General features: G+C 50.1%; 8 protein-coding genes. 5 read left to right on the forward strand and 3 right to left on the reverse strand.

The features are described 5' to 3' along the window. Positions 1–500 precede the first annotated feature (500 nt). The 3 genes from IEX86_RS24080 to IEX86_RS24090 are packed head-to-tail and all read left to right on the forward strand — an operon-like array spanning position 501 to position 3,001. Entirely contained in the window at positions 501–1,271 is a 771-nt protein-coding gene (locus IEX86_RS24080) for a hypothetical protein (RefSeq protein ID WP_229685492.1), read from the forward strand. Between the two features lie 32 nt (positions 1,272–1,303). Then, the gene (cas6f, locus tag IEX86_RS24085; protein ID WP_188868694.1) at positions 1,304–1,705 is read left to right on the forward strand and encodes a type I-F CRISPR-associated endoribonuclease Cas6/Csy4; all 402 of its coding nucleotides are present in this window, start codon (positions 1,304–1,306) and stop codon (positions 1,703–1,705) included. Positions 1,706–1,717: 12 nt separating this feature from the next. Then, positions 1,718–3,001 (forward strand): ATP-binding protein, encoded by a 1,284-nt coding sequence (locus IEX86_RS24090; RefSeq protein ID WP_229685493.1) that lies wholly within the window; start codon positions 1,718–1,720, stop codon positions 2,999–3,001. Between the two features lie 466 nt (positions 3,002–3,467). On the opposite strand, the gene IEX86_RS24095 is transcribed toward IEX86_RS24090, so the two are convergent. Beyond that, positions 3,468–3,782: a hypothetical protein gene (locus IEX86_RS24095; RefSeq protein ID WP_188868689.1), complete on the reverse strand. Its 315-nt coding sequence runs from the start codon at positions 3,780–3,782 to the stop codon at positions 3,468–3,470. Between the two features lie 292 nt (positions 3,783–4,074). Between IEX86_RS24095 and IEX86_RS24100 the strand changes: the two genes are divergently transcribed. Next, a complete protein-coding gene (locus IEX86_RS24100) occupies positions 4,075–4,389 on the forward strand; it encodes a hypothetical protein (protein WP_188868690.1) in 315 nt (104 codons plus the stop codon). A gap of 1,284 nt (positions 4,390–5,673) precedes the next feature. After that, positions 5,674–6,159 carry a hypothetical protein gene (locus IEX86_RS24105; RefSeq protein ID WP_188868691.1) on the forward strand — a complete coding sequence of 162 codons (486 nt, stop codon included), beginning with the start codon at positions 5,674–5,676 and terminating at the stop codon, positions 6,157–6,159. 134 nt (positions 6,160–6,293) lie between these two features. Here IEX86_RS24105 and IEX86_RS24110 read toward each other — a convergent pair whose 3' ends face one another. Next, positions 6,294–6,632 (reverse strand): hypothetical protein, encoded by a 339-nt coding sequence (locus tag IEX86_RS24110; RefSeq protein ID WP_188868692.1) that lies wholly within the window; start codon positions 6,630–6,632, stop codon positions 6,294–6,296. A gap of 217 nt (positions 6,633–6,849) precedes the next feature. Continuing rightward, a complete protein-coding gene (locus IEX86_RS24115; protein WP_188868693.1) occupies positions 6,850–7,329 on the reverse strand; it encodes a hypothetical protein in 480 nt (159 codons plus the stop codon). Between the last annotated feature and the right edge of the window lie 1,025 nt (positions 7,330–8,354).

Here is an 8,354-nt window from a genome sequence, read left to right on the forward strand (position 1 = left end):
ATTTGATAGTGCCAGCCCTGGTCCGAATGCAAGAGGGAAGCTTCGTCGCGTCTTAAGCGCTTGAAGGCTTTGCCGATCATGTCGCGTACCATATCGAAGACGGGGGGCGCTTCACATTCGGGGGTCAGTTCCTTCAGGAATGCTCCAGCTTCCCTGAAGGAACTACTCGGTATTGCGTACCACTCATGAACCTACGATAAGAATCAGCACCGGGAAAAAGAATGGAATCCATTCGGAGCGGTACCGCCTATAACACAAAGGTCAGTTCAACAAACCCTGCACAAGGGACTCAGGCAGCGACAGGAACGCACCCGTCTGGGCATGACAGATCGTTGACATCGTCCATGTTAAGCGATCACTCAGTGGCTGAGTTGAATGCCAAAGAAACGCAGGGTACTGAACAGGAAAAGGCCCTGGCCAGGTTTGCAAAAGAAGCCATCGGGAGGGGTCATTTGCAGCTCGCGCCCAACCAGCAACCGAACAGTGTTGCTTAATTTGGGATGCAACGTAACCAAGACGTGTTGGTGATCAAGGCGAAATTGAATGAACGGTCCGAATACGACGTTTTAAGCGTAGGGTTACGACGAGCTTCAGAAACGCCTGTATCCATGACACTGCCTAGACCAAGCACAGTGGTGGCAAGCACTGCCCGGCATCCGTCTGCGTTGCTGGGCCTTCCGAACGAACTGTTGATGCATATCGCTGGCAGCACCGGTAAGCAGAGTGAGGGCATTAACCTTAGCTGGCGACGGGTCAGTAAGCACATGAAGGTCATTGCAGATGATCAAATGTCGTCAAGACAGCGTTTTTTGACCGAATATGCGCAAACTCTCAGTGCCTCGGGCTATGGCCGCACTTCTGTGCAAGATTTGCTAGATCTTAACCCGACTCAACAGAGTTTTGCCTTGACAAACGGTCCGACGCTTCGCGCAACGGCTGGCTATAACGGTTTCACCATTAACGATCTAGCCGAATATATCCCTGCTGTACAGAATTTCGCCTTAACGCATGGCCCGACGCTTCATGCAACAGCTGGGTATAATGGCTATGACATCAATGGTTTAGCTAATTTACTCCCCGCTTACCAGCAATTTGCGTTAGCAAATGGCGCAGCGCTTCATGCAAGGTCTGGCTATGACGGCGAGTCTATTAATTTTTTAGCTACATTTACGCCTGCTCAACAGAATTTTGTTCTTACTAATGGTCCGAGATTGCATGCAGATGGCTATGACAGTTCCGACATAAACATGATGGCGATGCGTCGAGATTAGACCTCTCCACAATCGATAGCTGAAGTTTCTGCATCCCTGCGGAACCAAGTCATGGGTTTGACCCCGATGGTAGGGCCAATGATGGTGCAGTAAGTGGCTTTCCCAGGGCTCGCAATGGTGCTGTCGGGCTGGGCGACTTTTTAAGGCTACATGGTGGGCAAGCTGCACTTAACGATCTTCTAGTAGTGCCTTGGCTAACGGGTATGCGTGATCATGTACGTCTTAGCGCCGTGGCGGCTGTACCGTCCAATACTAAGCACAGTCAGGTTAGACGGGTTCAGGTCGATAGCAGTTCTGAGCGGCTACGCCGTCGCGCCATGAAACGTCATGGACTGACTGAGGAACAGGCTCGTGAACGCATTCCCGACTCGGTAGAGAAAAAACTGCGCCTGCCCTACCTGCAACTACGAAGTCAAAGAGTTGTGTGCGGTTAAAGCATAAGCCACATGAACAAAATGGGACTTGAGTTAGGCTGTAATTTCACCCATCAAGTGGATGAAATTACAGCCATGTATCCACGAAAAATCCACCAAAATATAATAGAAGCTCTGCAGGATACCCCGGTAGTGCTACTCAATGGTGCACACCAAACCGGCAAGAGCGCTTTAATTCAGAGCCTTGAACGAAAAGCCACTTATTACACATTCGACAATCCTACAGTCTGTGCTGCGGTTCAAGCAGACCCGTTCGGCTTCATAGATTCCCTCAAGGGGCCGGTTTGTCTTGATGAGGTCCAGCGCGCGCCTCGGATATTTCTCGCGATCAAGGCGTCTATAGATCAAGACCGTACCGCTGGACGTTTCCTGCTCACCAGTTCGGCTAACCTGACGCTTCTGCCTCAGGTAGCCGAGTCTCTAGCAGGGCGTATGAAAGTAATTGGCCTTTGGCCGCTAGCGCAGTGCGAGATAGAAGGCAAGTCGACGAGCGTGATTGATCGACTCTACAGAAACGACCTTCCCGACAGATGCGGTTTTCAAAGGCAGGACTTTATAAACCGATTATTGCAAGGTGGATATCCCGAGGCACTGGGGCGTGTAAATAATCGCCACCGCGAAGCTTGGTTCGAAAGTTACCTCTACACTGTTCTAACTCGAGATATTCGTGACCTGGCTCAAATCGATGGGCTAATAGAGTTGCCAAAGTTGATGAGGCTGCTTGGGGCTCGTAGTGGCAAGTTGCTCAGTGCAGCCGAGCTCTCACGCTCAATTGGGATACCGCAAACGACCCTTAAGCGTTACCTGACTCTGCTCGAAGCCTTGTTCTTGATACGTCAGGTGCTGGCATGGGCTTCTAACCTAGGAAAGCGACTTCAGAAGTCGCCCAAGCTGTTCGTGACTGACTACGGCATGATGGCTCATTTGCAAGCATTGAACAGCAGCCGAATTGAAGACAAATTTGAATTACCCGCTGATCTTGTCGAAGCCTTTGTACATGCAGAATTAGTTAAGCATCAGGGCTGGTCGGCATCATGCACACATTTAATGCACTACTGTACCTATACCGGCGTTGAGGTTGATTTTGTTCTTGAGAATCGGCAAGGCGAGTTGTTAGGTGTTGAGGTTAAGTCAGCAGCCACGATCAGCAGTAAAGATTTCAGCAGTCTTCGCCAACTGCGAGAGGTAACACCGCAGCAATTCAAATGTGGCGTGGTCTTCTATTTTGGTGATCAGGTTGTGTCTTTCGATAAGCAGCTAATAGCCGTGCCGATTTCATTGTTATGGATCAATTGAAGAGGCTTTCCCTTCTTCTGTTGAGTCTGTGACTAATTGCGCTGAAGAAAATCTAATCGCCATGCGAACTGACATGGCACGCAAAGGTTGCGACTTTGCCCTCTATTACCTACGAAAGCGCAACCCGAAGCACGACCCAAGCCACGCTTGTGCTGTTCCTATCAAATTTGTCCTGGCCGCTGGCTTACTTCGGCCTATCAAGGGAAAAGGTGCACTAGGGCAAATCGTCGGGCAGTGGAATAACACGTTTACCTCGACGTGGTTCGTGTTTGCGAAAAGCTCTTACTATTCGATTCTCACGTTCTACTTATGCCGTCCGGTTTTCATCACCTCTCCCGTCAGAGGTCGTGACTTGTCCTTTAAAAAACCTAAGAGCTCTCCAAGTTACTTAGGGAGACCAGCGAGGATTCGTCTGCATCGTCGATAACAGTGCTCACCTCCTCTATTGAGATGAGGCCGTTCGGAGCTATTCAGCCAAGCGGCAGCGGATCAGGCGCCGCAAGCTACCGTATATGAAGCGATCCCGGTTTTCGGGTTCGGTCGCATCGACACAGCTAGCCAAGATTCCGGGCAGGGCGTCATACAGTATGGGATAAACCTCATGCAGCAGCTCATCATTGTCCATCTTGGCAAGGCCGAACTTCTTATACCTGCCCAGAGCATCGCGAGCCGCCATGATGAGAAAGCCTCGGGCTTTATCGGCGGTCAAGATGCGCCATGGGTCAAGTTCGCGCAGCTCTGAATCTGTCAGGTCTGCTAACCACATTGTGCGGTATTCCACGGCGTGCCTCCTACAAGCATCCGTCGACTGGAACGACAACAGCCGCTCCCCCCTTCTGTTCAATCTGTGTTTGGGGTCTATCGCCCCGCCGACGCCAAAGCGTTCAGCTCAGAATTGATTCTTGGGATTTGGGGGCAAGCGTGCAACTCAACTGAATGCAGTTACGCCTACCCCACATGGGTCAGGTGGACATGCTGGCCCCTAAATGTGTGAAAACAGTCTGAGGGTGTGTAGTGAGGAATAGTGGCCCGTTATAAAAGAGGTACTGATAAACAAAGCTGAAGGCGCAAACATGAATACCCAGACCACCTCCGTATCCAACCTCAGTTCAGCAATGGAGGCTTTCGCCAAGAAGGTAGAAGGGAGACTGCATGTCTATGTGAAGGAAACCCACCAGGGCCGTCCTGCGATCTCCTGTATCTGGTGCGAGACACCGAAGAAGACGCTCAAGGAGGTCGTGTATATCGGCGATGAAGAGTTCGATGCCCTGGCGGTGGTCCAGGCGGGCAACAAAGGCATGAAGGCCTCAGATGAGGTAGTAAAGATGCTGATCGAGCTGTACGAGAGCCAGAACGCAAAACCTGTGGGTGAGGGGGTCAAGTTCTAAGCCGAGAAACACCAGTGACAAGTCGGCCATGTGCCGGCTTTTTTTATGACTGAGACAAAGCCGTAGGGTAAGCCAGAAAAAGTTCGCTATAGGGTTGAATGGGAGAAAGTAGAGGGCCTGACTCAATAATTACATTAGACGGCCATTTAGCCTTAAAAATTGGTCATTTATTGCCCATTCAATACGGAGGGGGGGCCAGGGTTATAGAGAGCCAATATTCATTAGCGGTATGTTTTAGGCTGAATAATTGGTCATCGACTAAGCCGGTAAATGTAGCTGTTATTGGCCCTTTATGTTGCATAGAAGCCAATTATTATAGTGGTATGTTTTAGCGCTTTTTTTTGGTCATAATTTGCTGGCACCATCCTAGCTTAGTGATATTGTCCTGTTTTTGTGGTGTGCCGGGCGATAAGTAGAAACTCTCTTCGCGCTCTTTCGACTCATCCTTTCGCTCGGTTTTTCGTCAAAGACTTCCGCTTCTGTTCTAGGGGTATTCGTTGGGACTTCTGGCTGCAATGAAGCGCGTTCAAGGCCAGCTTTACCTTGCGTTTCATTATGCTGTTAGCCTGCCTACGGGTGCCTTAATGGTCACCTGCATCTTCCTACGGTAACTTCAGGTATCTAACTGTCCGCGACTGATTCGCCTAGGTAAAGCACCGTTGCGTAAGGGTTCCCCAACGAAATCTTCAGGTTTGGCAGAGATTTTTCACTGGTTAGTAATTGCCCGTTACGCGCTCCTACTGATAAACGACTGAATCTCACTGGTGGGAGAAGGAAATCCCCATGGTATTCCAAGAAGCCTATGCGTTTCCCGACGAAATCTTCAGGTTTGGCAGAGCCTTTTTCACTGGTTAGTAAATGCCCGGTACGTGTTCATACTGATAAACGGCTGGATCTCACTGGTGGGAGAAGTGAATCCCCATGGTATTCCAAGAAGCTTGTGGGTTTTTCGATGAATTCCGAAGTTATATAACTGATGTTTCGAAGGTAGCTCAGTGGCAGGGTGCTTGTATCGGGAGGTGGCCTGGGTTTGGGATACAGCATCAGCAGGAACGGTGAAGGTCATTAGAAGGCAGGGGCATGATAATCCGAAGAAATGTGTAGGTCTCACGTGGATAAAGCGCGGCTCCTAGAAGAAAGGGTGAGGAAAGCCGTTCATCCCTCTATTTTCTGCATGAAGATGAAGTCTTCTTTGTTAGAAGCAAGTAACGGCATCAAGTTGAGATGATTCTCGAATAGGTTCTCGCGACAATCAGGAACCGTGATCAGGATATTGTCATTTCAATGAGTTCTAACGCTGGTGAGCCCGCTTATGAAAAGGGCGCCTACCTCGCCCAGCTTGAAGCGGCTCGGGGCCGAGTAAAGACGACTAAGCTCCAGCTAATGGACTGGGTAAAAAAGCTTGATGAGTACGCGGCTGCTGAGGTCATCTTCATTGAGCCGATGATGGCCCTTTTTCCGTACCATAAGGGCGAAGTGAAGTATCGGCTAGTGTATGACATTCACACTCGGGGAAATCGATACGGGTGCTTGGGAGTCGCCTTACGTAGCGAAACGATGCGCAGTGACCTCTGCAATGAATCACAAAGTGACCTCGCCAAACTGCTACGCCCCTTTACGGAAGGCGACGAGGCGAAGCGACTTGCACGCGCTTTCCAACGGTTGAACCGCTTCAACGAAAGGGTTGCTGCTCTCAAGTTTTTGGGTGCTAGCTTCACGTTGCCACCTGTGCAAGGAGCGACTCTACCTAATCTGCTGCTGGATGACTGATAACAGCAACTCAGTCTTATCAGTACCTGTCGCCGTCAGAAAGGCCATATGGCGGGTCATGAGGTCATCCGTGAGCATGAAGGGCATCATCTGGGGATAAACATCGTTGAGTGTTTGGCGTACATCGTCCGCCGTCACTCGATCTTTTCATTCCGAACTTGCTCGATGTTGTCCTTACACTCCTGGTAGGACATTATCTGACCGAAGTACGTATTCCTGCGTAAATCGCAATCTGTCAGTTCGCTTTCTTCTAGCTGGGAATCCCATACAAGAGGTTGGTCGATCTCTATGGCTTGAGCGCTGATGCCAAGCGTAAGGTAAGCCGCTGCTAATCCCATGGCGACCACAATAAGGGCAGGCATGAATGGAATTGCAGCGCCTAACAGGGCGCCACTGATCGTCATCTTGCGTTGACGGTCGAGCTTTTCGCGTTTCTGTTCCTGCAAATCCCTGCGTGCGGAGCGGATAGTCATTTTTCAGATACCCAGTCTAAAAGCTTTGAGCGAGCTCTACTGGATGGGCGACACGCGATTCCATCAGCCAGCTGTTGTATCTCGCCTACTACAATAAGCGAGCGAATCGAGGTGTTGATCAGGCTGCTCAGTAGCTCCTAGTTTATAGCTTCACGCTGGTCGCCAAACGCGAGTAAAACAACCAGCTCGTACCAGTGGCCACGAATGAATTTAGGGCTCATACCAGGGCATCGAACACATCAATGCGGTCTTCGACGCCTAGCGTAATCTCTTTTCCGCTTGTGTTTATTACGGTTAGTTGGTCTGGAGTAATAACGGTTGGCCAGTAGACAGAAAAAGCAGGGCAGGTGGGCGACTGCAAAGGCTGGCGCACCACCACTGGTAAGCCAGGGTGGTACTGCCGCCCTTGAAACGTTACAGGCAGAGAGTCCTGTCCATATTCTTCTACGATGGCTTCCTGAACCTTCTTTACGATTTCATGACCTGTATTTGGCACGACCACTCGGATATCAGCCAGCGGATCAAGGCCAAGTGATAAAGAGGCTTCTCTCAGAAGCTCAGGTATGAATGTTGGCAGGTCCTCTAAAGAGCATTCGAGCCAAGAAACCGGCTGTGTGGGGTCGAATGCATCTAGGTCAGGAGTGACCTCGCCTGCCCATAACCTTTCCTGCGCATCCCGTTTGTTGCTGTCTGGCACACCCCAGAAACGCGAGTGAAAGGCCTTGATCTGATGGCTATCAAGCAGATCAGCTATAGAAGGCTTGGTAAGTCTTTGGGGTATCCCAAAAGGTAAAGACGCCCGTTTGTAGGCGCAGCCTCTAGAAGGTAATTCATTTCCTCAATGCCAAGCGCGTCTGCTCCGAGGACTACAATCACATTGGTTTCGACTGGGTTAGCCCCGCGCTGGAGAGGTATGCCAGTTTCGCTATCCAAACCGATTAGCTCAGCGAAGGTCAGGATTCTTGAACCACATCCAATGCTGCTGCGAGCCTCAGCGATCATTTCTAACGTGTAAGTGGTAATTACCGCATCGGCCCCGTAGGCCTTAAAGATGAAGGGGAGCGCTTTAGCAACGAACAGTTGATCCTCGTACAACGATAGGGAAGCATTCTGCGAGCAAAGAGGACAGCCCCATAAGTAGCTGCTTGGATGCCTCTAAGGTTGTTGAGGTCGGGTGTATTTATGACCTAGCTATCCGTAGTTAAAAAAGATACCCGTCGAGGCCTATAGGTTATGACTTATACGCTCTGCTATAGCTATTTCTATCGACGGCCAAGCCTTCGGTACGTATCTCGTGTCAACGTTACCCTTTTAGCCCAGCTCAGGGGTAATTTAGCTGGATGATAGTGGGGGTAGGCGAATCCTCTTAATGGCTTTAACTGGCCTGATTTACTATCGAGATAGCGCTTAGCTTTCTCATGATCAGATCGAAACTCGTTCCTTCTATAGCCATGATCTGCAAGATAAGACGATTCTAACTGGGGCTTAACCTTATCCCAGTTCTTGACCGTTACAGAGTTTGTTGGAATAGCAATTTGGCCATCAAGTGAGCGATTTATAATGATCCACTCACCTGACTCTACAGCAGGGCTTTGAGGATTTTCGCCTCGGCTGGCGATGAACGAGCCCCATAAAAGACAGGACACCGTTCCCCCCCTTTAAGATAAGGGATAGGCAAACGGGTATGTTTATGACTAACAGCAACGATAAGGGTGGTGATCT

It is taken from the genome of Pseudomonas asuensis (genome assembly GCF_014646755.1).
Classification (GTDB): Bacteria; Pseudomonadota; Gammaproteobacteria; order Pseudomonadales; family Pseudomonadaceae; genus Chryseomonas; species Chryseomonas asuensis.

Coding starts and splice junctions, on each gene's coding strand:
- IEX86_RS24080 (WP_229685492.1), top strand. CDS start 501: ATGCAACGTAACCAAGACGTGTTGGTGATCAAGGCGAAATTGAATGAA.
- IEX86_RS24090 (WP_229685493.1), top strand. CDS start 1,718: ATGAACAAAATGGGACTTGAGTTAGGCTGTAATTTCACCCATCAAGTG.
- IEX86_RS24100 (WP_188868690.1), top strand. CDS start 4,075: ATGAATACCCAGACCACCTCCGTATCCAACCTCAGTTCAGCAATGGAG.
- IEX86_RS24105 (WP_188868691.1), top strand. CDS start 5,674: ATGAGTTCTAACGCTGGTGAGCCCGCTTATGAAAAGGGCGCCTACCTC.
- IEX86_RS24110 (WP_188868692.1), bottom strand. CDS start 6,632: ATGACTATCCGCTCCGCACGCAGGGATTTGCAGGAACAGAAACGCGAA.